The following is a 22,915-nucleotide window of genomic DNA, read 5'->3' as shown; positions in this document are numbered from 1 at the left end:
ATGGAAGACGCATGCTGCACCCTTGCGAAGACGCACCTAACTCATTGAGGAGATTCACATGCTTGCAGTTCGTACGGGCCGGAAGATGCTCGTCACCACCGGTGCCTTCCTGGCTGTCGGCGCCCTTGTCACCGGGTGCACAGCCGACGCGGGTAACACCAACACGCAGCCCACCAATGCATCCGTCGAAGGAAATCAGGCCGAAGGCGACACCGTAGTCATCGGGTTCTCCGGACCTGCTGCCGACCACGGCTGGCTGGGCGCCATCAACTCCGCTGCCATCGCTACGGCTGAAAACTACCCGGACATCGACCTGCGTGTCGCCGAGGGAACCAATGACGCCAACCTTCAGATCAGCCAGGTTGAACAGTTCATCAACGACGGCGTCGATGCCATCGTGCTCCTGCCGACGGACGGCGCCGCCCTCACCCCGGTGGCCACCCAAGCCATGGAAGCCGGCATCCCGGTCATCAACGTTGACCGTGAATTCTCGAGCCCGTTCGCTGCCCGCACCACCATCCTCGGCGACAACTACGGAATGGGCGTCAGCGCCGGCACCTACATCTGCGAACAGCTCGAAGGTGACGAGGACGCAGTGGTTGCCGAGATCGCCGGCGTCGACTCCCTACCCCTGACTCAGGACCGCAGCCAGGGCTTCGCCGATGCACTGGAGTCATGCGGCCTCGACGTGGACAACCGCGTCGCAGCCGACTTCACCATTGCCGGAGGCGAAGCAGCAACCTCGCAGCTCCTCTCAGCAGCACCGGAGATCGACGCGATCTGGAACCATGATGATGATCAGGGCATCGGTGTCCTGGCAGCCATCGACAACGCCGGCCGTGACGAATTCTTCATGGTTGGCGGCGCAGGATCCGCTAACGCCATGCGAGAGATCCAGTCCGGTGAGAGCGTCCTGGAAGCTACCGTCATCTACCCCGCCACCCAGGCGGCCGACGGAATTCTCCTTGCCCGCCTGATTGTCCAGGGCAAGGCCATGAGCGATCTGGTGGAAGTGGAAGTTCCGAAGCGCATCGTTCTGAACGCTCCGGTTGTCACCAGTGAGAACGTTGAGCAGTACCTGCCGACCGCCTTCGAATCGTAGGACACTAAGGGGCGGGGCGCTCAATCGCTGGCAGGGCGCCCCGCCTCCATCCAACTGCTTATAACCGCCGCCGGATAAAGAGGAAACATGCACAACGACGCACCACCCCTGAGAATCGCCCTGATCGGACACGGATTTATGGGGGCTGCCCATTCGCAGGGGTGGCGGGTTGCACCGCGCTTCCACGACCTGCCGGCCCGGCCGGAGATGACCCTGCTCGTGGGGCGCAACGCCCGTGGAGTAGAGGAATCGGCTCGTAAATGGGGCTGGGAAGAGACGGCTACTGACTGGCGGGCGGCCATCGCCCGCGACGACATCGACGTCATCGACATCGTTACTCCCGGCGGATCCCATGCTGAGATCGCCATTGCAGCGCTTGAGGCGGGAAAGCACGTTCTGTGCGAGAAGCCGCTCGCCAACACCCTCGAAGAGGCTGAGGCGATGGCAGCCGCCGCTGACCGCGCCGGCAACAACGTCTTCGCGATGGTTGGTTTCACCTATCGCCGCGTTCCTGCAGCGGCCTTCGCGAGGGATCTGGTTCAGTCCGGTGCAATCGGCGAGGTCCGTCAGGTACGTGCCGCGTACCTGCAGGATTGGCTGGTTGACGCCGACGCCCCGCTGACGTGGCGGCTGCAGAAGGAATCCGCCGGCTCCGGCGCACTCGGTGACCTCGGCGCGCATGCGGTAGATCTCTCGCAGTTCATCACCGGCCAGAAGATCACAGGTGTGAGCGGGATCCTCAACACTTTTGTGCACGAGCGTCCGTTGCTGGCCGAAGCCTCCGGGCTCGCAGGCACCGCCTCAGCCGAGCGGGGAAGCGTCACAGTGGACGATCTTGCCCTGTTCAGCGGCCGGTTCGACGGCGGCGCGGTGGGCTCATTCGAAGCGACCCGCATGTCCACCGGGCGCAAGAACGCGTTGCGCGTTGAGGTGGCCGGCTCCACCGGCGCGATTTCCTTCGATCTGGAGAACATGAACTCGCTCGGCTTCTACGATGCAACCGCGCCTGATACCCGGCAGGGCTTCACCAACATTATGGTGACGGAGCCCTCCCACCCCTACATGTCTGCCTGGTGGCCCACCGGGCACATTCTGGGCTATGAACACGGATTTGCCCATCAGGCCAAGGATTTCGTCGAAGCAATCACAGCGAATCGCCAGCCGGAGCCGTCCTTCGCGGACGGACTGCAGGTGCAGAAGGTCCTTAACGGTGTGGAGCGCAGCGCGGAAGCTGACAGCATCTGGACTAAGACTATCTAGTACCGGCTATCCCGACGGCGCCAGCGAGAGGATCCCACGTGCCAACTCCACCCCTGTCTGTCCAGCTCTACACCGTCCGCGAAGCCCTCGAGGCTGATCTGGACGGCACCATCGACAGACTTGCATCGATCGGTTTCTCACGGGTCGAGCCTTACAACTTCGCAGCGAACACGGCGGCGCTCTCCGCTGCGCTGGAACGCAACGGCATAGCCGCTCCGTCGGGCCACGCACCGCTGCTCGACGGCGACCGCGACCTCATCTTCGAAGCAGCCCGGACACTGGGCATCGGCACGGTCATCGAGCCCATGGTGCACCCTGAGCGGTGGACCACCGAGGAGGCCGTCGAGCAGACCGCACAGGCCCTCAACGAGGTGGCGGCCCTCGGCGCGGAGTACGGCATCACCGTCGGCTACCACAACCACTGGTGGGAGGTGGAAACCGATTTCGGCGGCCGCACCGGGCTGGAGGTCCTCGCCGGCGCCCTGGATCCCGCCGTCGTGCTTGAAGTGGACACCTACTGGGTGGCAGTGGGCGGGCAGGATCCAGCCGAGCTGCTCGCGAAGCTGGGCGACCGCGTGCGGTTCATCCACCTCAAGGACGGCGCGCTGGACAAGGACAACACCTCGCAGGTGGCGGTGGGCGCCGGACGGATGGACGTCCCCTCAGTCCTGGCCGCTGCCGGATCGGTAGAGGTAGGTGTCGTCGAGCTCGATGACAGCGCCGGTGACCTGTTCGAGGCGCTCGAGGCGAGCCTGCACTACCTGCAGGCGGACTCCAGGCAGGCAGGAGCATGAGCGGCCCGGTGGGCGTCGGCATCATCGGTGCGGGCGTCATCAGCAAGGAGTACCTGACCAATCTCACGGCGTTCCCCGACGTCCAGGTCCATATCGTCGCGGACCTCTTCCCCGAGGCCGCCCGGGCGCGTGCCGAGGAGTTCGGGATCGCTGCCTCCGGGACTGTCGAGGACGCGCTCGCGCACCCGGACGTCGAGATCATCGTCAACCTGACCACTCCCGCCGCGCATGTACCGGTAGGGCTCGACGCTGTGGCTGCGGGGAAGCACGTGTGGAGTGAGAAGCCGTTCTCGCTCGACCGCGAATCAGGCCGGTCACTCCTGAAGGCCGCTTCCGACGCCGGCCTCCGGCTGGGCTGCGCCCCTGACACCTTCCTCGGCGCGGGGCTGCAAACAGGCCTCCGGATGATCCAGCGTGGGGACATCGGAGTGCCGCTTACTGCGTTGACCCTCATGCAGTCCCCCGGGCCTGAGGCCTGGCACCCCAACCCGGCCTTCCTGTTCCAGGAGGGTGCCGGCCCGCTTTTCGACATGGGCCCCTACTACCTGACAGCCCTCGTTCAGACATTCGGTGCGATCGGGACCGTTGCTGCGCTCGGATCACGGTCGCGGGAAACGCGCATCATCGGCTCCGGCCCGCGCGCCGGTGAGGAGTTCGCCGTCACCGTTCCGACCCATGTCAGCGCCCTGGTGCAGTTCGAGCGCGGCGCTTCCGCCACGAGCAACTTCAGCTTCGATTCACCGCTCCCCCGGCACGGTTTCGTCGAGATCACCGGCTCGGAAGCCACCATTGCCTTCCCGGATCCCAACAGGTTCGACGGCGACATCCGCCTCCACCGCCACGGCGCCGAAGACTGGGAGACCTTCCCGGCGGTCGGTTCCACCTTCGGGCGCGGCACAGGCGTCCTCGACCTGGCCCGCTCAATCCGCGCCGGCGTTCCACACCGCGCACAAGGGGAGACTGCCTTCCACGTCCTGGACACCATGGCTTCGATCGCGGAGTCGGTGGACAGTCGCACGTTCGTTGACGTTGCCAGCTCAGCCGTGGCTGCCGAGCCGCTGCCCGAGGACTGGGATCCCACCAGCCGCACGCTTTCCTGACCCACTCACACAAGGAGAAAAATCATGGCACGCAACTTCACACTTTTCACCGGCCAGTGGGCCGACCTGCCGTTTGAGAAGGTCGCCGAACTCGCGGGCCAGTGGGGCTACGACGGCCTGGAAATCGCAGTCTCCGGAGACCACCTGGACGCGTGGCGGTGGGACGACGATGACTACATCCAGGACCGTCTCGACATTCTGGAGCGCAACAACCTGAAGGTCTGGACCATCTCCAACCACCTCAAGGGCCAGGCGGTCTGCGACAATCCGATCGACTTCCGCCACGAAGCCATCGTCGGGCCGCGCGTTTGGGGAGACGGCGATCCGGAGGGCGTCCGGCAGCGTGCAGCGGAGGAAATGAAGCTCACCGCCAAGCTTGCGCAGAAACTCGGGGTGAAGACGGTCGTCGGGTTCACCGGGTCCTCGATCTGGCAGTATGTCGCGATGTTCCCGCCCGTCAGCCAGGACGTCATCGATGCCGGTTACCAGGATTTCGCCGACCGTTGGAACCCCATCCTGGACGTGTTTGATGACTGCGGTGTGCGGTTTGCACACGAGGTGCATCCCTCCGAAATCGCCTACGACTACTGGTCCACCAAGCGCACGCTTGACGCCGTCGGCAATCGTCCCGCTTTCGGCCTCAACTGGGATCCGAGCCACTTCATGTGGCAGCAGATCGACCCGGTAGCCTTCATCTCCGACTTCGCTGACCGGATCTACCACGTGGACTGCAAGGACACTAAGATGCGGATGGGCGGCGGCCGCAACGGCATCCTTTCCTCCCACCTGCCGTGGGGAGATCCGCGCCGCGGCTGGGACTTCGTGTCCACGGGCCGTGGAGACGTGCCCTGGGAAGACAGCTTCCGAGCGTTGACCTCGATCGGCTATGACGGGCCGATCTCGGTTGAATGGGAAGACGCCGGCATGGACCGCCTGGACGGAGCCCCCGAGGCCCTGGCCTTCCTCAAGAAGTTCGACTTCGCGCCGTCGTCATTGTCCTTCGACGCCGCCTTCAAGCAGTAGCCCTTGGAGTTTTTGTCGCCTACCTGCGGTTTACGCGCGTTTTAGGCAGCAGGTAGGCGACAAAAAATGAGTACGCTGGGTCGCATGCGTGAACTCCAGGCGAAGATTATCGAGGAAATGGGCGTACGCCCCACCATCGACCCTGCGGAGGAGATCCGCCGGCGCGTGGACTTTCTCAAGGACTACGTCCGGGCCACCGGCACCAAGGGCTTCGTGCTCGGCATCAGCGGCGGCCTGGACTCCACCCTTGCCGGAAAGCTCGCGCAGCTGGCGGCTGATGAGTTGAGGTCCGACGGCGTGGAGGCAACGTTCGTCGCGGCTCGCCTGCCGTACAACGTGCAGCATGACGAAGACGATGCCCAGGCGGCCCTGGCGTTCATCGAACCGGACCGGTCCGTTGTCTACAACGTCGCTCCCGCCGTGGACGGTTTCCAGGCTGAGTTCACCAGCGCTGCAGGCAACGAAATGTCCGATTTCAACAAGGGCAACGTCAAGGCGCGCGTACGAATGGTGGCGCAGTACGCCCTGGCCGGTGATGACAACCTACTGGTGATCGGCACCGATCACGGCGCGGAATCAGTCACCGGCTTCTTCACCAAGTACGGTGACGGCGGGGCAGACATCCTTCCCCTGTTCGGCCTGAACAAACGGCAGAATCGGCAGGTTTTGAAGGAACTCGGCGCGCAGGAGCGCCTCTACAACAAGATCCCCACCGCGGATCTGCTGGATGAGAACCCGGGGCAGAGCGACGAGCACGAGCTCGGTCTCACCTATGAGCAGATCGATGACTACCTCGAGGGTCGGGACGTTCCCGAGGAAGCCGCGCAGCTGATTGAGCGCCGCTACCTGATGACCCGGCACAAGCGCACCGTCCCGGTTTCCCCCGACGACTCGTGGTGGCGCTGATTAGGTAACGTAGCAACTGTGAAAATAGCGACCTGGAACGTCAATTCCCTCCGAGCCCGTGCCGACCGCGTGGAAGCCTGGCTTGACCGCTCCGATGCGGACGTCCTAGCCATCCAGGAAACCAAGTGCAAGGACGACAACTTCCCCTGGGACATGTTCGAGAAGAGCGGCTACGAGGTTGCGCACTTCGGCTTGAACCAGTGGAACGGCGTCGCCATTGCATCACGTGTGGGGCTGACCGATGTTGAGCGCACCTTCCCCGGGCAGCCGGTGTTCGGGAAGGACACCGACCCCGTGCAGGAGGCCCGCGCCATCGGCGCCACCTGCGGCGGCGTGCGCGTGTGGAGCCTGTACGTACCGAACGGGCGGGCGCTCGGGGACCCGCACATGGCGTACAAGGTCGAATGGCTTGAGCTGCTGCGCAAGCACGCCGTCGGACTGCTGGAGGCAGACCCCTCCGCCCAGGTGGCGCTCACCGGTGACTGGAACATCGCGCCGCAGGATGAGGACGTCTGGGATATCGACCTCTTCGTCAACAACGGCTACACGCATGTGAGCCCGCCGGAGCGCGCAGCCTTCCACGCGTTCGAGAACTCGGGCTTCACCGATGTTGTCCGCCCCCACACCCCGGGCCCCGGTGTCTACACCTACTGGGACTACAAGCAGCTGAGCTTCCCCAAGCGCATGGGCATGCGTATTGACTTCATCCTGGCCTCCCCCGCCCTCGCAGAGCGGGTCAGCGGCGCGTCGATCGACCGGGAGGAACGCAAAGGCAAGGGTGCCTCTGACCACGCGCCGGTCATCGTAGAGCTGACCTGATCCATGGCAGACGTGCCCGGCGCCGGCAGCAGTTTCCCCTACGTTTCCTACCTACGGGTGTATGAGCCGCTTGATGCCTTCAGTGACGCCCAGCAGCTCGCCATCCTGGAACAGCGGACCCGCGGCCGCAGGGTCACCGAGCAGCTGGAACGCATCGATGCGATGCGGCGCATAACGCGCGCAGTATCGGACCCGTTTCCGCACCATGCGCAGGATCTTGTGCGCGTGCTGCATTTCCCGCGCAGCAACGGCACCACCGCGCCCTACTACTGCCCCAATCAGCTGGCGGTACGCACCTACCTGTCCGCTGAGTCCCTCGAGCAGACCATCCGCGGTCCGCTGATGGATGTGCTCCTCCCGGAAATCGCGAGGGAGGCGCACCAGGCGCGGCTCGATCCCGAAACGCTGACCGAATCCACCGCCAAGCTGCATACCCGCTCTGCGACGTGGGGCATCCCCTTCGCCTGGTTTGTCCTCATCCACGAAGACGACCTCACCGAGGTGGTGGACGACGACGGCGAAGTCCACACCGTCCGAGTCTCCGCCACCATCAGCGACTGCATCGATCGTGCGCGCCGTGCCGTAGCCGGGCTCGCCATCGCTGCTCCGGAGCTTGATCTGCTGGGAGAGCTCACCGAAATCACGGAGTGGCTGCAGTCTTTCCGCCGCGACGCCGTCGTCGAACTCGACTACGGACCGGTTGCGGACCTGGTATTTCCGGACGAGTCCCCCATGGATGTCCGGATGGGAATCGAGTGCCTCGCCGAAGCGGATATGACCGGCGCGGCCGCGGCTTACCGCCGCCTCGCGTCACGGTGGGTTCCCATTCGCCAGCTCGCACGCGCGTCCTGAGCCGGCGGACTCGGCAACGCATGCAGCTCCGCCGGAATCCCGCCTTTGTCCGGTTCTGGGTTGCTTCGACGGTCTCGGATTTCGGTACCTACCTCACCACCGTGGCGCTGTCAGTGCTCATCCTTGTTGCGGCCGCTGGGCCTGAGCACGCACGTCTGGTTCATCGGCTCAGCGATGGTCGGCACCGTTCTTCCGGCCCTGATCCTCAATGACCTTCAACTCGGCGCGCTCGGCCTGGGTCTTGTCCTCGGCGGAGCGGGAATCGGTGCGGTGCTGGGCACCACCTGGTCCTCGGGCTGGGGTCAGCGCTACGGCACCGGACGGGTCATGGTGGCGGCGAGGCTGGCCCAGCCGGCCGCCGTCGTCGTCGTGGTTCTGGCACCACTGGTGGCAGCCGGGCAGGCGGGCGGCGGGAGCATCGAAAGTTGGCCGGCCACGGTGTGGGCGGCGTTCGCCTGCGCAGTCCTCGGGCAATTCCTCTTCGGCCTGGCGATGGGCGCCGAGGGGCCGCTGGAGATGGGGTACTGGCAGGGGGTCACTCCGGATGCGCTGATTGCCCGGATGAGCGCAACCAGGCGGTCCGTGAACCGCGGCATGATCGTTATCGGCGCTCCCCTAGGCGGCGCCCTGGCTACGGCGTTCGGCCCCGTCGTGGCTCTCGGCTCCGCCGCGGCGGTCATGCTGGCGGCCGCACTGATCCTGGCGGTTTCACCCTTCCGGGCGGCGTGCGAGGCGGACCTGCTGGACTCGGACTAGTTGACGTCCTCCACAGCGTAGGAGACCTTGGTGACGCCCTTTTTCGACTTGATCTTGGGAATGCTCAGCGTACCGACCTCCGCGACATTCCGGACGTGGGTTCCACCGCACGGCACGCCGAACGTCTGGTTGTAGAGCACAATCCGCGCGGGCTTGTTGGTCGGGATGTTGTCCGGGACATGCCTGCAGTACTCACCCATGTCCGCAACCGGCATGAACCGGATCTCGTTGCGGCTGCCTTCGCCGATGATCTGCGCGACCTCCTGTTCGATGCGCTGCCGGACATCCTCCACCTCACCGGGCACGTCCCCGGTGTACTCGACAAAGGACATGTGCGGATAGTGCGCACCCTTACCTGGCACCCAGGGCAGTTCCAGCCGCTCAACGGCGAGATCAACAATATGCCCTGCGGAATGGAGCCGCGTGTTGACAGCCCTCCGGTCTGCGTCCACTTCCAGCACGACGGCGGCGCCCTCCAATGTTGCCTCCCCGCCCGCGGATTCCTTCCACGCTTCACCGGCGCCCAGGTGATGGACAACCCCGTGCTCGTCGAGGCGCACCTCCTCGACCCGAAAGGCGGCGTGCCCGCCGCGGATGGTGCCGGTGTCCCAGTCCTGTCCGCCGCCGCGGGGGTAAAAGCAGGTGCGGTCCAGTACAACGTCGAGCCTGCCGTCCTCGAGCACGGTCACCGCTGTGACGGTTGCGGGCGCGGTCAGGACATCGAAATCGTCAAGGTAGAGGAGTTCAGTAGCCATGCGTACCAGCGTAGCGACCGAATTGAAACCAGGGCGGTAGCAGCTAGCGGTGCTCTTCGTTAGTTCGTCGGGGGTTTGAGGGCGGTTCGAAATAGAGGCCGGCGGCTGTGTCGAGGGCCTCTTGTGGGCTGCCGATCGGCAGGCCGGTGTTCAGTGTGCTGTCCTGGTAGTCGTCGTGGCTGGCGCGGTAGAGGGCGAAGCCCCATATGCTCGCTGATTGGTTGTATCGCAGCCGCATCAAGGGTTGCTCGTCACCGTCGGCCAGGAGCGCGGTGACGTAGGCGAACCGGCCATGGAATCGGACGGTGACGCCGCTGGCGGCTGGCCAGTTCGCGGCGGCGTGGGCTTTGAGCTTGTGGGTCAGGGAATGCTGGGTGGACTCGGGAATGGTGACCATCCGTCCATCGTGGCGTGTTTGACGGCGTGTCGTGACGAGTTATCCACAGCCCGGGTGCAGAACAGGTTCATGACATTGACCAGTCCTTTCTCTGTCGTACTCAGCCCCACCGATTACCGAACCCTGACCCGGCGGGCAGCCCGGGTGAAGAGCACGATCCGTGACAATCTGCGGGCCCGGATCGTGCTCGCGGCTAACGCCGGCCTCTCGAACGCCGCGATCGCCCGCGACCTTCAGGTCACCGTTGATACGGTCCGGAAATGGCGTCGTCGGTTCTCCCAATCGGGCATCGCCGGTTTACAGGATTTGCCTCGCAGTGGCCGGCCGCCGGTTTTCTCGACCGTCGTGGTCGCGGAGGTCAAAGTGATGGCCTGTGCCCTGCCCGCCGAAAACGCCGTTCCGCTGTCGAGGTGGTCTCACTCCGAACTCGCCGCTGAGGCCGTCACTCGCGGGTTAGTGGATTTGGTGTCGACGTCCACGATCCGGCGCTGGCTGACCGGAGACGCGATCAAGCCCTGGCAGTGCCGGTCGTGGATCTTTCCCCGCGACCCCGACTTCCAAGCCAAAGCCGCCCGGGTGCTGGATCTCTACGCCCGAACCTGGGACGGTGAACCGCTCGGCGAGGCCGAGTACGTGATCAGCGCCGATGAGAAGTCGCAACTGCAAGCCCTGACCCGTCGGCACCCCGATCTGCCGCCCGGCCCGGGGCGCGCCCGGCGGCAGGAATTCGAATACCGCCGCGGCGGGACCCTGGCTTACTTCGCTGGCTACGACGTGCACACAGCCCGAGTGCACGGGTTCTGCGCCCCGAAGACCGGCATCGAACCCTTCGAGCAGCTCGTTGACCAGGTGATGAGCTGCGAACCCTACGCGTCAGCGAAACGGGTGTTCTGGGTCGTGGACAACGGCTCTTCCCATAACGGCGTCCGATCCGTCCAGCGGATGAAGGACGCCTGGCCGACAGCAGAACTTGTTCATCTGCCGGTCCACGCGTCCTGGCTGAACCAGGTCGAGATCTACTTCTCGATCGTTCAACGCAAGGTCGTGAAGCCCCAGGACTTCGATGATCTCGACGCCCTCGAACAGAGGCTGCTCCGATTCCAATCCCGGTACAACCTCACCGCCGTGCCCTTCGACTGGCGATTCAGTCGCGACGCCCTCCGCAATCTACTCGACCGCGTCAACCGACACGAACAAGCCGCCGCTTAACCCCCGACGAACTAACGAAGAGCACCACTAGCGGGGTGCCGGACCCGTCGAGGCGCGCTGGATGAGTTCATGGGGTTGCGTTGGCGGGTTCAGCACGGGCAGCGCCCCCTCCAGCTCCCTCAGGAGCAGATCCGCGGCGAAGGCTCCCTGCTCCTCAGGCACTTGCCGCACGGTGGTCAAGCCCATAGGCCCGGCGAACTCGTGATCGTCGATACCCACGATTGACAGTTCCCCCGGCACGCTGATGCCGAGTTCGGAAGCAGCCATCAGGGCGCCGAAGGCCATCTCATCGGAGGAGCAGAACAGTGCGGTGGGGCGTTCATCCACGGTGGACAGCATCCGCTTCACGGCGATCTTGGCCTCACCGAACCGGAAATCGCCGAACACGGACCAGTCATCCCACAGGGGCAGCCCGTGGGCGGCCATGGTCGCTAGATAAGACTCCTCGCGGATGCGGGGCACCTCGAAATAGAGACCGAAGGCACCGCCTCCGCGCACGTGCCCAATTCTGGTGTGGCCAAGGGAAATCAGGTGTTCGACGGCGTCCCGCACGGCAGCGCCGTCGTCGATGCCGACGTGCCGCACTCCCTGAACGGAACCGCCCACCACAATGGTGGGCGATTCCAGTTCACGCAAAGCCAGGTACTCGTCTTCGGTGAGCTCCATACACATGACCAGGAGGGCGTCGATGCGCTTCCGCAGGATGGAGCGGTGAAACACGCGTTCCCGGTTGACTCCCGTTCCGCCGAGGCTGAAAACAATGAGGTCGTAGCCCGCGGCCCTGAGCTGACGGTCAACCCCCTCAAGGACGGCCGAGAAATACCAGCGTTCGATCAGGGGCAGCAGCACGCCCATCGCCATGGTGCGTCCAGAGGCCAGGCCGGACGCCGCTGACGACGGCACGTACCCGAGTTCCTGAGCGGCACTCAGTACCCGGGCGCGGGTCCCCGCCGAAACTCCGGCGAGGCCCCGCAGGGCGCGCGACACGGTTGCGGTTGAAACTCCCGTGGCTACCGCAACATCTTCGATGCCGGTCACGGTGCATCAGCCCTTGAGGCCACCAGCCAGCAGACCACGGACGAAGTACCTCTGCAGCCCGAAGAAGACCAGCAGCGGGACGATCATGGACACGAAGGCGCCGGCCGTGAGTCGGTGCCATTCGCCGCCGCGGGTACCGGTGAGCTCGGCGAGCCGCTGCGTAATGGGCGCAACGTCTCCTGTACCTCCGGAGAACACCAATGCAACCAGCAGATCATTCCAGACCCACAGGAACTGGAAAATGGCATAGGAGGCCAACGCCGGCACCGACAGTGGAATGATGATCCGCCAGAAGATGGTGGCGTGTCCGGCGCCGTCCACCCTCGCTGCCTCGATCACTTCACCGGGAATCTCCGCGATGAAGTTGTGCAGCAGGAAGATGGCCAGCGGCAGCGCGAAGATGGTGTGCGCAATCCACAGCTGTGCGTAGGATCCGGATGGAAGGAGCTCAAACTCGCCGATCTTCAGGTTCACAAAGAGGGTGAGCAGCGGAATCAGCGCCATCTGCAGAGGAATGATCTGCAGGGCGAAGATGAACACGAACAGTGTGTCCTTCCCGCGGAAACTGCTCCACGCGAAGATGTAGGCCGCCATGGAGGCGATCACCAGCGGTATGAGCGTCGCCGGAATCACGATCGCCAGGGAGTTGATGAAGTACTGGCCGAGGTTCGGCGACTGGCTGCCGCCCGAGATCAGGACGTCCGCGTAGTTGTCGAGTGTGAACTCGAAGTTCGAGAGCACGTTCCACCAACCATTTTGGTTGATGTTCTCTTCCGGCCTGAACGAGGAAATGAACAGCCCGAGCGTCGGTACGGTCCAGATGACAGCGATGATCACCGCGGCGATCGTGGCGCCGCGGGACGTCAGGCGCTGTTTCACCCGGCGGGCGATGGGCGGTTGTACCGTGGTGTCTTCCCCGGTGTCTTTGGTTCCCATGGCTGGAACAGCTGGTGTCGAAGTCATCGGATTTCCTTCTGCTTCTTGAGCACGCGGGCGTTGTAGATAACCACGGGCAGCACCATCAGGAACAGGATCAGCGCCAGTGCCGCGCCCCGGCCGGGTTCGTTGGCCCGGAATGCCTGCGTGTACATCTCATTGGCGATCACGGAGGTGTCATAGTTTCCGGCGGTCATGGTCCGCACAATGTCGAACACCTTCAGGGTGATGATCGTGATGGTGGTGATCACCACCACCAACGCTCCGCGGATTGACGGAATGGTGATGCTCCAAAACTGCTGCCAGGCAGTCGCACCGTCCAGGCGCGATGCCTCCACGATGTCTGCGGGGATGCCTTTGATGGCGGCGGAGAGAATCACCATGGCAAAGCCCACCTGGATCCAGACCATGACGGCGATCAGGAAGAAGGTGTTCCCCGGTGCCTCGAGCAGGAACTGACGCGGTTCGCCACCGAACCAGACGAGGATCTGGTTGACCAGCCCGATCTGCTCCTGTTCCACTCCGCGATAGGCGTACATGAAGTTCCAGATAATGCCCGCGCCCACCATGGAGATGGCCATCGGCATGAAGACGAGTGCCTTCAACACTCTCTCGCCGTGCGCCTTGTCGATGAAGACGGCATAGACGAGACCGATGATCGTGGAGATTGTGGGCACGAGAATCACCCATAGGACGGTGTTCCGAAGGGTGACCAGGGCGGTCGGCTCGGTGAACATCCAGATGAAGTTGTCCAGACCGGTGAGGTTTCCGTCGCGGTCGGTGAACGCGAGGAAGGTGGTCTGCAGCGCAGGCCAGACCATGCCGACAATCAACAGGATTGCAGCGGGTGCCAGAAAGCCGATGATCGTCGCCTTGTCGCGGAACGATTTGGGTGCACGGTCCACCAGCAGCATGATGATCCCGATGACGGCGGCGAAGATCGCCATGGCGATCACCACCTGCAGGAATTTCTCGCCGAGATCCTCCATAACGCAGCCTCCTTGCTGGGTGCGGTCAGTTGTCAGGACAGACCCGGCGTCCCACTACCGTGGAACGCCGGGTCCGCAGAAGGAACTACTGGGGCCAGCTGCTTTCGATGGTGTCAACCACTTCGTTGGTCGGCGTGCCATTGATCCATTCGACAATGCCGCTCCAGAAGGAGTTGGCGCCAACGGCGCCCGGCATCAGGTCGGAGCCGTCAAAGCGGAAGACAGTGTCTTCGCTCTGCAGCAACTCGATGGACTGCCGGTCGAGTGCGCTCTGCGCGAGTGACGGATCCAGTGCCTTGTTGGCGCTGATCGCGCCGCCCTGCTCCACGCGGTTGTTCGCGAACTCGCCGCTTGCCATGAAGGTCTGGAAAGCAACCACGGCAGGCTCATCGGAGTAGGCAGCGACAAATTCGCCGCCACCGGTGATCGCGCTGCTGCCTGCCTCGACACCCGGGGTCATGAACGCCCAGACGTCTCCGTCTTCGGCAACCTCGGTTCCTTCAGGCCAGTTGGCGGCCTGGAAGGATGCCTGGTGGTGCATGGCGCATTCGCCGTCGAGTACCGGCTGGCCGGCATCAGCGAACGGAGTGGTCAGGATGGAGCGCACGTCTCCGAAACCGCCATTGACGAACTCGTCGTTCTTCAGAATTTCACCGACGGAATCGAAAGCTTCCACGATCTGGGGATCATTGAACGGAATCTCGTGGTTCACCCACTGGTCATAGACCTCAGGTCCGGCCTGGCGGAGAACATAATCTTCAACCCAGTCAGTACCCGGCCAGCCTGTGGCTTCACCGGATTCGAAGCCTGCGCACCACGGCTTCATGGTTCCCTCGGCAGCGATGTCCTCAGTGAGGGTCATCATTTCATCGAGGGTGGTAGGGATTTCCCAGCCCTTCTCCTCGAAGGTTGCAGGGTCATACCAAACGTAACCCTTGACGTTGGCGAGCATCGGGGCGGCGTAGAACTCGCCGTCCACGGTGCCGTAGCCCTTCCAGTCCTCGGACCAGTTCTCGTCGACAAGTGCCTCGACGGCATCCGGCGCGGGCAGGACGTTGCCGCTGGCAACCTCGGCTGCAAGCAGACCCGGCTGCGGGAAGATGGCGATGTCCGGCGGGTTCCCGGCCTGTGAACGGACGCCGATCTGGGTTTCGAATTCCTTCGAGCCTTCGTAGACAACCTCGATGCCGGTGCACTCGGCGAAATCGGCCCACGAGTTCTCGAGACTCTCCGCTTCGACGTCGACGATGGTCGAGTAGACACTTACCTCTTCACCATCGAAGGTTCCGTAGTCCTCGTAGTTAGCGCAGTCGGCAGCCGGCTGGTCACCGCCTCCTTCGCCCTCGCTTCCCGATCCACAGGCGGAGAGTGTGAGTGCTAGCACGCTGAGTGCGGCCACTGGCAGCACCGCTTTCTTACCGCGAATAATCGCCATGAAAATGACTCCTTTGTCCGGCAGCTAGGCACTGAATTGGTTACCGCCGCCTTGCCTCTTGATACGATCAAAGTAAGCGCTTACGTTGTGATCTGCAACACCAGGCGCACCCGACCGCCCCGTCGATATCCAATCGTGACCCACCATCCTGCAGAGGAGCCCCCATGACTGCCTCCGATCTTTCAACTCCCGTCCACCCGGTTCAGGACCGTGGAGGCGCCGCCTGGTGGGAAGACGCCGTGATCTACCAGATCTACCCCCGTTCCTTCGCGGACGGAAACAGCGACGGCATGGGTGACCTGCACGGCATCACCAGCAAGCTCCCCTACCTTCAGAACCTCGGGGTGAACGCCGTCTGGCTTTCGCCGTTCTATGTTTCACCACAGGCGGATGCCGGCTACGACGTCGCTGATTACCGGGATGTGGATCCCCGCTTCGGCACCCTCGCTGACTTCGATGCCATGTTGGCCGACGCCCACGAGCGCGGACTCAAGGTGATCGTTGACCTGGTACCCAATCACACTTCGGACGAGCACGAGTGGTTCCAGGCCGCCCTGCGCTCTCCGAAGGGCTCCAGCGAGCGCAACCGTTATATGTTCCGGGACGGCGGCGGCGAGAACGGCGAGCTGCCCCCGAACAACTGGCAGTCGATTTTCGGCGGCGATGCCTGGACGCGGGTGGAGGACGGCCAGTGGTACCTGCACCTGTTTGACACCAAGCAGCCGGACCTCAACTGGGAGAACCCCGAAGTGCATGAGGAAATGATCTCTGTCCTGCGCTTTTGGCTGGACCGCGGGGTGGACGGCTTTCGCATCGACGTGGCGCACGGCCTCGTCAAAGCGGAGGGACTGCCGGACTGGGCCGGCCGCGAGAGCATGGTGGGCGACGTACACAACCCCGATGCAGCCGAAGAATCAACAGCCACCGAGCCCACGCCGCCGTACTTCGACCAGCCCGGCGTCCATGCGATCTACCGCGACTGGAACCGCGTCCTGGCCGAGTACCCCGGGGACCGCATGCTGGTCGCGGAAGCGTGGGTGGAACCGGCGGAGCGGCTCTTCCACTATGTCCGCCCGGACGAGATGCAGCAGGCCTTTAACTTCGATTTCCTGCGCGCCGGTTGGGATGCCGGGCGCCTGACCGCAAGCATCACCGAATCACTCGCGCAGGCCGGGAATGTCGGTGCGCCCAGCACCTGGGTCCTCTCCAACCACGACACCGTCCGGCACACCACGCGCTTCGGCCTGCAGGACCCGACGCAGCTGCCCAAGGGCGTTGGGCCGCGGGATGAGCAGCCTGACGAGGCGCTGGGACTGCGGCGCGGACGCGCAGCGATTCTCACCATGCTGGCGCTGCCCGGTTCCGCCTACCTCTACCAGGGAGATGAGCTCGGCCTGCCCGAGCACACCCTGCTGGATGACACCGTCCGCCAGGACCCCGCGTTCTTCCGCACGGAGGGCGTGGAGCGCGGCCGCGACGGCTGCCGGGTGCCGCTTCCGTGGAAGGCTGACGCACCGGGCTTCGGCTTCAGCACAACCAACAACAACGACGACGCCGCCCCCTGGCTGCCCCAGCCCGCCGGCTTCGCGGCGTACGCGGCGGACGTCCAGGTTGACCGCCCCGGCTCCGTGCATGAGCTGGTGAAGTCGGCGTTGACCGAACGCTCTTCGCGTGGACTGGGGCGCGGATCGCTGGAGTGGGCGCCGGAGCACCGCCCCGGCGAGGGCGTGATCGCCCTTACCAACGGTTCAGTGCTGGTGGCTGCGAACATGGGCGAGAAGCCCATCGAGCTGCCTTCCGGCGTCGTCGTACTTGCCAGCGCGGAAGATGCCGTATCTGAAGCGGGAGGCGGCAAGAAGCTGCAGCCGGACTGCGCGGTCTGGATCGAGCGGTCCTGACGCAGCCGGCGCCGCGCGGGACTAGCCCTAACGCACCCTCTGCCTAGCGCACCCTTTCGGCGCGGGTGAAACGCGAGCGGGCACCGGAGCTGATGCTGATCAGCACCGGTGTCTGCACGCCGAGCACGGCATCCAGCGCAGACACGAGCGCCGAGACCTCCTCCGCTACCACATAGGGCGCCACGCCCTGCCGCGGGAAGACCTTCACCTTCAGTGCAGGCCGGCCACGGAACTCATAGGTGGATACGGCCGAGTTCACAAGGTCCACCCGCTCACTCAGTGCAGCCTTCAGGGCCTGCTCCGCCACCGCCGCGTTGATGGTGACGCTGCCGGGAACCGGGTGGTCGTCGTCGTCATAGGCAAGCGTTCCTGACCGTCCCTTCCCCTGGTTGGCCACCCACGCGAACATGAGGATGATCAGCAGCACCATCAGCAGGGCTAGAACGATCCAGAGCCAGCTGTCCCGCTGCCCGGGGAGGGTTGTAGCGTCCAAAACGTTGCTGATCCACTGACCAGCCTGCGCAGCCGTTGACTGCCACCAGCCGGCGACGGCGGGGACACCGAGCGCCATGGCGAGCGCTCCGGCGAGCATCAGTCCCAGACCGAAGACTGCAAGCAGGATCCGGTTGATGGTCCGTGGAGTCTGGTTCACTGACCGATCACCCCGGACTGCGCAATCGCCACCGAGACCTCGGGCACCGGATCGATGGCGGTCCGGCGAAGCTCATCCTCCACGGCCGCCTGGACGGACTCCTGGTTCACGGGGATGCCGGATGTTGGCCGCACCTGCACGTCGACGAGCCGGCGGCCGATGGTCACCAGCACCTGCTCCGGAGTCACCCCCGCAGCCACGCGCGCGCGGCGCGCCAGCGAGGATGCCAGCACCTCCGCATCGACAACGACGGCGGCGCGCCCGTTGGGAATGCTTAGCCGCGCCCGCCTGCCGGGAAGGATCGCAGCGAGGAAAAACAGGAGCCCCACCAGGAAGATCAACACTCCCGCCGCGGCAAGCACTGAGGCGGAGACACCTGCCGGAAGCGCACCCAGCCACCCTGCCGTTGCCTCCGGCCCCAGTAACCAGGGATTTTGGCCAAGCGCCTTCAGAGCGGCCTCCAGCATCACGTACAGGCAGACGAGGATGACCAACCCGGCAACGATCGTGGCCGGTACCGCCCGGGATGCGTGGGTTTCCCGGTGGATGACGTCCGAGGTCAGGCGGGTGGTCTCATCATTCATTGCGTCCTCCCGCGCTCACTGACACGGGCGCCGGTGACCCTGATGTCGACGCGGCTCAGACGGGACCCGCTCAGCTGGGCGACCCGCTCAAGAATGACCCCCTTGGCTCGATGCACGCGGTCCTCAACGGATCCACCGAACATCTCAACAGCCGCGGGGTCCGCTGCCACCCGGTGCAGGGAAGGGATGGCGATGGGCGTAGCAAGGCTGAGGGCGAGCAGACCGGCGTCGTCAGACCAGCTGGCGCGGACCTCGCGGACGGGAACCCGAAGCACCTCGGCTGCAACGGCGCACGCTGTGCTGGTGAGCGCCTGCGTGCTGATCCGGTTGTGGCCGGCCAGCCGTTGCGGCGCTGCGGCTGCTGCGGTCACGATGATGAGCGGCGTCCGGCCAGGGCATCCCGCACGCTGCGCAGGTCGAGCTTGCCCTCCGCAACCCGGCCGACGAAAGCGCCGATAGCCATGAAGAGTGCCACCAGGAGGAAGCCCCAGAAGTGGAAGATGAGCGCAGCGAAAGCAAGGATGGTGCCAACGAGGATACCGACGACGGTGAGGTTCATAGTGGCTCCTTAGCTCGCCGCGGGGCGGGGCTTCTCAGTGCTCTTGGGATCATTCAGGCCGGGCACGTGTACATCATTGATTTCAACGTTGACTTCAATCACCTTCAGGCCCACGAGCTCACCGACAGCGGCGAATACGGCTACGCGCACCTGGTCGGCCACCGCAGTGAGCGGGTAGCCGTATTCAGCAACGAGGTTGATGTCAACGGCGGCTTGAATCTCTCCCACCTCCACGTGCACACCCTGCGCCAGGTCGCTGCCACCGACCACATCGCGAAGCGCCCCAAGCGCTCTGCCGGTGCCGCTGCCCAGCGCGTAGACCCCCGGCACCTTCCGGGCGGCGATCGCGGCAACCTTTGCGGCGGCAGTTTCGGAGATGGTTGTCCTGCCGGTTGCGGATTCAGTAACGGGCGCTACGCCCGCCGGCCCTGTTCCCTGCTCGTGCTCCATGCTGGCGCCCTTTCTCTTTCGCCCAGCCTAACCCTTCCGCTGAACCTTTGACACGCGCCGGAAGGGTCAGCGGGAAGGCTCGCTGCAGTGCTCCCTGAGCCACTCCTGGACTGGCTGCAGCGCCTCACGGAACGCGGATTCATCGAACTGGCCAGTGCCGTGCGGGCCGCTCTCAGCGGCGTCCGCCACCCGGACGAAATGCGGCTTGAGCTCGTCGGGAACCTTGCCGTGCAGGTGATGCAGCTGATCCTCAAGCTTGGCCATGGTCTCGGGATCTTCATCTCCCCTGAAACTGAGCGGGGCCAACAGCACAGAGGAGATTCCGGCGGCAACAACCAGGCAGTCCGCCATGGCCGCTCCGGTGTTGTGTGCGCCCTCCGCGAGCCGAGGATCGGGCGATTGGAACATGGATGGCGAAGACTGCGGTGGTTCGGAAGGGATAGGCGGCATGCTCAGGGTGCTGGTTGCCTCCGGTGGGGCAGCGGCGCACCCGGCCAGGGACAGGGTGAGCGCACCAAAAACGGCCACGGCGAACTTGAGTCTCACGCCTGGCGGTCCTTCCATTGAGGGGTGGTGGCTGATGGAGTGCCGGCTGCCTGCAGACAGGGCTCCACCCCTCTAACGGTCAACGGCGTGAGTCTTCTCCCGCAGCATGGCCACGGCCCGCCAGCCGTTAGACTTCCCCCAGGACGTACAGGAGGGGGAACCACACCGTGTCCATAGAGGTAGGCAGCCGAAGCGAGACACAGCGGCTTCTCACACTGGAGCGCTATTCCCTTGCGGACGGGTTGTCCGGCCGCGAGGGAACCTATTACGAGGATCTCGACAACCTCGTAGTACTGGCCGCGGACGTCTGCAGGGTCCCCTTCGCTGTCATCAACATCATCACCGCCGACCAACAGCACCAGATAGCCGCTCGGGGTATCGAAGCGAGTGTTTGTTCACGCGAAGACTCAATGTGCGCCCAGGTCTTCCGCTATGGCCACACGGTCATGGTGGAGGATTGTCTGGAGGACCCGCGGTTCCGCGGGAACCCATTTGTCACCGGTGAGATCGCCGAGGTCCGCTTCTACGCCTCTACTCCGCTCATCACCGCGGAGGGCGACGCGTTGGGAACACTGTGCGTATTCGATGATTCACCCGGCTCGATCACTCCACAACAGAGCCGCAGCCTCGAAATCCTGGCCACCCAGATCATGGACATCCTGAACTTGCAACTGCGGACACGCGAGTTGAGCACCGCCCTGCAGGAGCTGAAACGCAGCAATGAACTCCTCGCGGAATTCGCCGGGCGGGTGAGCCATGATCTGCAGGGTCCGCTCACAAGTATTCGCGGCTTCGCCGAGATGCTTGAGGATGACACCGCGATTCCCGCCCGCAGCACCAGCCGGAAATACCTCGAGCGCATCGGTGCCAGCGCGGGCAGGATGACGGCGATGATCGAAGAGCTCCTCGCATTTGCCCGCTCCAACGGAACTCTGCGCGTCCAACCGGTCAGTTTGGCGGCAACCGTGAGAGCCGTGCAGGACGACCTCGCCGCCGCCATCTCCGCTGCCGGAGCGCGCCTTGAGGTGGAGGAATTTGTGGGCCAGGCTGATCCCACCCAGCTACATACGCTGTTGCAGAATCTGCTCCAGAACGCCCTGAACTACCGCCATCCCCACAGGTCTCCCAGAGTACGGATCAGTGCCGGCCAGTCCGCCGAAGATAGGTGGTGCCTGAAGTTCGAGGACAATGGCATCGGGATTGCTCCCGAAGACCGGCAGAGGGTGCTCGAACCGCTCGTGCGGCTGGAGAGCAACGCAATAGCCGGTACCGGGCTCGGCCTGGCAACCTGCAATCGGATTGCCCAGGCGCACGGCGGTTTCCTTGAGCTGGAGGAGACCGAGGGCGGCGGCCTGACCATCCTCGCGTGTTTTGGCAGCGGTAGTTAGCAGGAACACCGGCGCCGGCTACGGTGACGCGTTCTCGAAACCTGTCCGGGTCATGGTGCCCCAGACCTGCTTCTTGCCGCGAAGCGCTGCCCACCAGCCCTGAATCCGCCAGATAGCGGTCAGCTGGCGGTACCCGATGTTTTCCTGAACCGATACCAGCAGGGCCACCCAGAGATCCCCCCACCGGTTGTAGCGGTGGAACGAAGCTTCCTCGACCAGCAATGCCATCAGCGAGACAAAAATGGCATAGAGGTACGCGACAGCGATGAACGCGAGCGCGTAGGGCACGTTCACCACGCCGAGCAGCAGTCCCAGCGGGACAATGACGAGGCCAAAGAGCTCAATGGCGGGAGCGATGAGCTCAAAGATCCAGTAGTAGGGCAGCGCAATCATGCCCACGGTCCCATAGCGGGGGTTGAACGTCATGCCGCGATATTTGATCAGGACTTCCCACAGACCGCGGTGCCACCGCCGTCGTTGTCTTGCAAGGACCGCGGCCGTGGAGGGAACTTCCGTCCAGCACACCGGTTCGGCGATGAAGATGACGCGGTACTTCCGTTTGGACCGGCGCATCATCCGGTGCAGGCGCATGACCAGTTCGAAGTCCTCGCCGATGCAGTCCGGGTCCAGACCACCCGCCTGGGTCACGAGGTCGCGCCGGAACATTCCGAAGGCACCGGAAATGAGAATCAGGGAATTGAGTTGGGACCACCCCGCCCGCCCAAGGAGGAAGGAGCGCAGGTATTCCACGATCTGAATGCGGGCGAAGTAGTTCTTCGGCATGTTCACGCTGACCACGCGGCCTGCAACGACCTCGCATCCGTTGGCCACGCGCACCACTCCGCCGGTTGCGATCACGCGCTCGGGGTCATCAGTGAAGGGCTTGGACACCACAAGGAGGGAATCGGGATCCAGCAGGCTGTCGGCGTCGACCATCACCACGAGGTCCTTGGACGCGACGTTCAGTCCCATGTTCAGCGAATCCGACCGGCCCGAGTTTTCCTTGTCAACAACCACGATGGGCAGCGCTGTATCCCGCGCACGGTAGATGGCGCGGATGGTTCCCCGGACGGGCACCTTGACGGACACTTCCCGCCGGTCTTCGACGAGGTCATAGACATCGATCAGCGTTTGCAGCGTCTCATCCGAGCTGCCGTCATTGACCACCACGACTTCGTGATCCGGGTAGCGCAGGTCGAGCACAGAGCGGACGGACGTTGCGATGACTGCGCCCTCGTTATACGCCGGCATCAGGACGGAGATTCCCGGACTGAGCGGGGATGCGGCGGTGACTCGGGCCCCGGCAAAGGACTGCCGCCGGAGATGCGCGGTGAAATTCACGCTCGCGAAGATGATCAGCAGCAGCAGGAACGAATTGATCACGATGAAGTAGGCCAGTACGGGGTACGCCGTGATCTCGAAGAGCAACCGGATTGCCGCTCTCAGCGGCTCAAGCACGTTCTCCAT

General features: G+C 64.2%; 25 protein-coding genes. 12 read left to right on the top strand and 13 right to left on the bottom strand.

Features of this window, described 5'->3' with window-relative positions; translation table 11 throughout:
* Positions 1-58 precede the first annotated feature (58 nt).
* The 9 genes from ACZ2GY_RS01020 (at position 59) to ACZ2GY_RS00980 (ending at position 8,612) form a co-directional block, all read left to right on the top strand.
* Positions 59-1,102 carry a substrate-binding domain-containing protein gene (locus ACZ2GY_RS01020; protein ID WP_056545902.1) on the top strand — a complete coding sequence of 348 codons (1,044 nt, stop codon included), beginning with the start codon at positions 59-61 and terminating at the stop codon, positions 1,100-1,102.
* 87 nt (positions 1,103-1,189) lie between these two features.
* The gene (locus ACZ2GY_RS01015) at positions 1,190-2,362 is read left to right on the top strand and encodes a Gfo/Idh/MocA family protein (protein ID WP_277359042.1); all 1,173 of its coding nucleotides are present in this window, start codon (positions 1,190-1,192) and stop codon (positions 2,360-2,362) included.
* 38 nt (positions 2,363-2,400) lie between these two features.
* Positions 2,401-3,156, top strand: coding sequence for a sugar phosphate isomerase/epimerase family protein (locus ACZ2GY_RS01010; RefSeq protein ID WP_471672707.1), 756 nt, complete (start codon positions 2,401-2,403; stop codon positions 3,154-3,156).
* Positions 3,153-4,256: a Gfo/Idh/MocA family protein gene (locus ACZ2GY_RS01005; RefSeq protein ID WP_471672706.1), complete on the top strand. Its 1,104-nt coding sequence runs from the start codon at positions 3,153-3,155 to the stop codon at positions 4,254-4,256. Before ACZ2GY_RS01010 ends, ACZ2GY_RS01005 begins: the two co-directional genes overlap by 4 nt.
* Before the next feature lie 24 nt (positions 4,257-4,280).
* Entirely contained in the window at positions 4,281-5,279 is a 999-nt protein-coding gene (locus ACZ2GY_RS01000; protein ID WP_346027850.1) for a sugar phosphate isomerase/epimerase family protein, read from the top strand.
* Positions 5,280-5,363: 84 nt separating this feature from the next.
* Complete coding sequence (nadE, locus tag ACZ2GY_RS00995; protein WP_277359046.1) at positions 5,364-6,185, top strand: ammonia-dependent NAD(+) synthetase; 822 nt, start codon at positions 5,364-5,366, stop codon at positions 6,183-6,185.
* Positions 6,186-6,203: 18 nt separating this feature from the next.
* Positions 6,204-7,004: an exodeoxyribonuclease III gene (locus ACZ2GY_RS00990; RefSeq protein WP_056545896.1), complete on the top strand. Its 801-nt coding sequence runs from the start codon at positions 6,204-6,206 to the stop codon at positions 7,002-7,004.
* 3 nt (positions 7,005-7,007) lie between these two features.
* Positions 7,008-7,856 carry a DUF8083 family protein gene (locus ACZ2GY_RS00985; protein WP_471672704.1) on the top strand — a complete coding sequence of 283 codons (849 nt, stop codon included), beginning with the start codon at positions 7,008-7,010 and terminating at the stop codon, positions 7,854-7,856.
* A 123-nt stretch (positions 7,857-7,979) separates the two neighbouring features.
* Complete coding sequence (locus tag ACZ2GY_RS00980) at positions 7,980-8,612, top strand: MFS transporter (RefSeq protein WP_471672702.1); 633 nt, start codon at positions 7,980-7,982, stop codon at positions 8,610-8,612.
* Here the strand turns inward: ACZ2GY_RS00980 and ACZ2GY_RS00975 are convergent.
* Complete coding sequence (locus ACZ2GY_RS00975; protein ID WP_471672701.1) at positions 8,609-9,367, bottom strand: alanine--tRNA ligase-related protein; 759 nt, start codon at positions 9,365-9,367, stop codon at positions 8,609-8,611. The two genes, ACZ2GY_RS00980 and ACZ2GY_RS00975, sit on opposite strands and share 4 nt — an antisense overlap.
* A 43-nt stretch (positions 9,368-9,410) precedes the next feature.
* Complete coding sequence (locus ACZ2GY_RS00970; RefSeq protein ID WP_471672700.1) at positions 9,411-9,764, bottom strand: hypothetical protein; 354 nt, start codon at positions 9,762-9,764, stop codon at positions 9,411-9,413.
* A gap of 144 nt (positions 9,765-9,908) precedes the next feature.
* On the opposite strand from ACZ2GY_RS00970, the gene ACZ2GY_RS00965 reads away from it, so the two are divergent.
* Positions 9,909-10,973, top strand: a complete 1,065-nt coding sequence (locus ACZ2GY_RS00965) for an IS630 family transposase (protein WP_471672699.1) — start codon at positions 9,909-9,911, stop codon at positions 10,971-10,973.
* Between the two features lie 27 nt (positions 10,974-11,000).
* On the opposite strand, the gene ACZ2GY_RS00960 is transcribed toward ACZ2GY_RS00965, so the two are convergent.
* The 4 genes from ACZ2GY_RS00960 to ACZ2GY_RS00945 form a co-directional block, all read right to left on the bottom strand.
* Positions 11,001-12,011 (bottom strand): LacI family DNA-binding transcriptional regulator, encoded by a 1,011-nt coding sequence (locus ACZ2GY_RS00960; RefSeq protein WP_471672698.1) that lies wholly within the window; start codon positions 12,009-12,011, stop codon positions 11,001-11,003.
* A gap of 6 nt (positions 12,012-12,017) precedes the next feature.
* Complete coding sequence (locus ACZ2GY_RS00955; protein ID WP_056545889.1) at positions 12,018-12,974, bottom strand: carbohydrate ABC transporter permease; 957 nt, start codon at positions 12,972-12,974, stop codon at positions 12,018-12,020.
* Positions 12,971-13,936 carry a carbohydrate ABC transporter permease gene (locus tag ACZ2GY_RS00950; RefSeq protein WP_277359051.1) on the bottom strand — a complete coding sequence of 322 codons (966 nt, stop codon included), beginning with the start codon at positions 13,934-13,936 and terminating at the stop codon, positions 12,971-12,973. The genes ACZ2GY_RS00955 and ACZ2GY_RS00950 overlap by 4 nt, the downstream gene beginning before the upstream one ends.
* A gap of 85 nt (positions 13,937-14,021) precedes the next feature.
* Positions 14,022-15,371, bottom strand: a complete 1,350-nt coding sequence (locus ACZ2GY_RS00945) for an ABC transporter substrate-binding protein (protein ID WP_056545885.1) — start codon at positions 15,369-15,371, stop codon at positions 14,022-14,024.
* A gap of 164 nt (positions 15,372-15,535) precedes the next feature.
* On the opposite strand from ACZ2GY_RS00945, the gene ACZ2GY_RS00940 reads away from it, so the two are divergent.
* Positions 15,536-17,269, top strand: a complete 1,734-nt coding sequence (locus tag ACZ2GY_RS00940) for a glycoside hydrolase family 13 protein (RefSeq protein WP_277359053.1) — start codon at positions 15,536-15,538, stop codon at positions 17,267-17,269.
* Positions 17,270-17,312: 43 nt separating this feature from the next.
* Here the strand turns inward: ACZ2GY_RS00940 and ACZ2GY_RS00935 are convergent, their stop codons facing one another.
* From ACZ2GY_RS00935 to ACZ2GY_RS00910, 6 genes are all read right to left on the bottom strand, one after another.
* Complete coding sequence (locus ACZ2GY_RS00935; RefSeq protein WP_277359054.1) at positions 17,313-17,921, bottom strand: hypothetical protein; 609 nt, start codon at positions 17,919-17,921, stop codon at positions 17,313-17,315.
* Entirely contained in the window at positions 17,918-18,505 is a 588-nt protein-coding gene (locus ACZ2GY_RS00930; protein ID WP_277359055.1) for a DUF6286 domain-containing protein, read from the bottom strand. The genes ACZ2GY_RS00935 and ACZ2GY_RS00930 overlap by 4 nt, the downstream gene beginning before the upstream one ends.
* On the bottom strand, positions 18,502-18,882 hold the full coding sequence (locus ACZ2GY_RS00925; protein ID WP_346028049.1) for a hypothetical protein: 381 nt from the start codon (positions 18,880-18,882) through the stop codon (positions 18,502-18,504). The genes ACZ2GY_RS00930 and ACZ2GY_RS00925 overlap by 4 nt, the downstream gene beginning before the upstream one ends.
* Positions 18,873-19,064: a DUF2273 domain-containing protein gene (locus ACZ2GY_RS00920; RefSeq protein WP_277359790.1), complete on the bottom strand. Its 192-nt coding sequence runs from the start codon at positions 19,062-19,064 to the stop codon at positions 18,873-18,875. The genes ACZ2GY_RS00925 and ACZ2GY_RS00920 overlap by 10 nt, the downstream gene beginning before the upstream one ends.
* Before the next feature lie 9 nt (positions 19,065-19,073).
* On the bottom strand, positions 19,074-19,514 hold the full coding sequence (locus ACZ2GY_RS00915) for an Asp23/Gls24 family envelope stress response protein (RefSeq protein ID WP_471672696.1): 441 nt from the start codon (positions 19,512-19,514) through the stop codon (positions 19,074-19,076).
* A gap of 66 nt (positions 19,515-19,580) precedes the next feature.
* Positions 19,581-20,060 carry a hypothetical protein gene (locus tag ACZ2GY_RS00910; RefSeq protein WP_471672695.1) on the bottom strand — a complete coding sequence of 160 codons (480 nt, stop codon included), beginning with the start codon at positions 20,058-20,060 and terminating at the stop codon, positions 19,581-19,583.
* A gap of 167 nt (positions 20,061-20,227) precedes the next feature.
* Here ACZ2GY_RS00910 and ACZ2GY_RS00905 point away from each other — a divergent pair, with 167 nt between their 5' ends.
* Entirely contained in the window at positions 20,228-21,448 is a 1,221-nt protein-coding gene (locus tag ACZ2GY_RS00905) for a sensor histidine kinase (RefSeq protein ID WP_277359787.1), read from the top strand.
* An 18-nt stretch (positions 21,449-21,466) separates the two neighbouring features.
* Here ACZ2GY_RS00905 and ACZ2GY_RS00900 read toward each other — a convergent pair whose 3' ends face one another.
* Positions 21,467-22,915, bottom strand: coding sequence for a glycosyltransferase family 2 protein (locus tag ACZ2GY_RS00900; protein ID WP_277359786.1), 1,449 nt, complete (start codon positions 22,913-22,915; stop codon positions 21,467-21,469).

The sequence above is a fragment of the Arthrobacter sp. KKT183 genome, from assembly GCF_055657625.1.
This window is presented reverse-complemented; position numbering and strand designations above follow the sequence as displayed.

What these genes read in the sequence shown, in the direction of transcription:
- ACZ2GY_RS01020 (WP_056545902.1), top strand. Translation starts at nt 59, where the DNA reads ATGCTTGCAGTTCGTACGGGCCGGAAGATGCTCGTCACCACCGGTGCC.
- ACZ2GY_RS01015 (WP_277359042.1), top strand. Translation starts at nt 1,190, where the DNA reads ATGCACAACGACGCACCACCCCTGAGAATCGCCCTGATCGGACACGGA.
- ACZ2GY_RS01005 (WP_471672706.1), top strand. Translation starts at nt 3,153, where the DNA reads ATGAGCGGCCCGGTGGGCGTCGGCATCATCGGTGCGGGCGTCATCAGC.
- ACZ2GY_RS01000 (WP_346027850.1), top strand. Translation starts at nt 4,281, where the DNA reads ATGGCACGCAACTTCACACTTTTCACCGGCCAGTGGGCCGACCTGCCG.
- nadE (WP_277359046.1), top strand. Translation starts at nt 5,364, where the DNA reads ATGCGTGAACTCCAGGCGAAGATTATCGAGGAAATGGGCGTACGCCCC.
- ACZ2GY_RS00985 (WP_471672704.1), top strand. Translation starts at nt 7,008, where the DNA reads ATGGCAGACGTGCCCGGCGCCGGCAGCAGTTTCCCCTACGTTTCCTAC.
- ACZ2GY_RS00975 (WP_471672701.1), bottom strand. Translation starts at nt 9,367, where the DNA reads ATGGCTACTGAACTCCTCTACCTTGACGATTTCGATGTCCTGACCGCG.
- ACZ2GY_RS00970 (WP_471672700.1), bottom strand. Translation starts at nt 9,764, where the DNA reads ATGGTCACCATTCCCGAGTCCACCCAGCATTCCCTGACCCACAAGCTC.
- ACZ2GY_RS00955 (WP_056545889.1), bottom strand. Translation starts at nt 12,974, where the DNA reads ATGACTTCGACACCAGCTGTTCCAGCCATGGGAACCAAAGACACCGGG.
- ACZ2GY_RS00950 (WP_277359051.1), bottom strand. Translation starts at nt 13,936, where the DNA reads ATGGAGGATCTCGGCGAGAAATTCCTGCAGGTGGTGATCGCCATGGCG.
- ACZ2GY_RS00945 (WP_056545885.1), bottom strand. Translation starts at nt 15,371, where the DNA reads ATGGCGATTATTCGCGGTAAGAAAGCGGTGCTGCCAGTGGCCGCACTC.
- ACZ2GY_RS00940 (WP_277359053.1), top strand. Translation starts at nt 15,536, where the DNA reads ATGACTGCCTCCGATCTTTCAACTCCCGTCCACCCGGTTCAGGACCGT.
- ACZ2GY_RS00930 (WP_277359055.1), bottom strand. Translation starts at nt 18,505, where the DNA reads ATGAATGATGAGACCACCCGCCTGACCTCGGACGTCATCCACCGGGAA.
- ACZ2GY_RS00920 (WP_277359790.1), bottom strand. Translation starts at nt 19,064, where the DNA reads ATGAACCTCACCGTCGTCGGTATCCTCGTTGGCACCATCCTTGCTTTC.
- ACZ2GY_RS00915 (WP_471672696.1), bottom strand. Translation starts at nt 19,514, where the DNA reads ATGGAGCACGAGCAGGGAACAGGGCCGGCGGGCGTAGCGCCCGTTACT.
- ACZ2GY_RS00900 (WP_277359786.1), bottom strand. Translation starts at nt 22,915, where the DNA reads ATGGAGAACGTGCTTGAGCCGCTGAGAGCGGCAATCCGGTTGCTCTTC.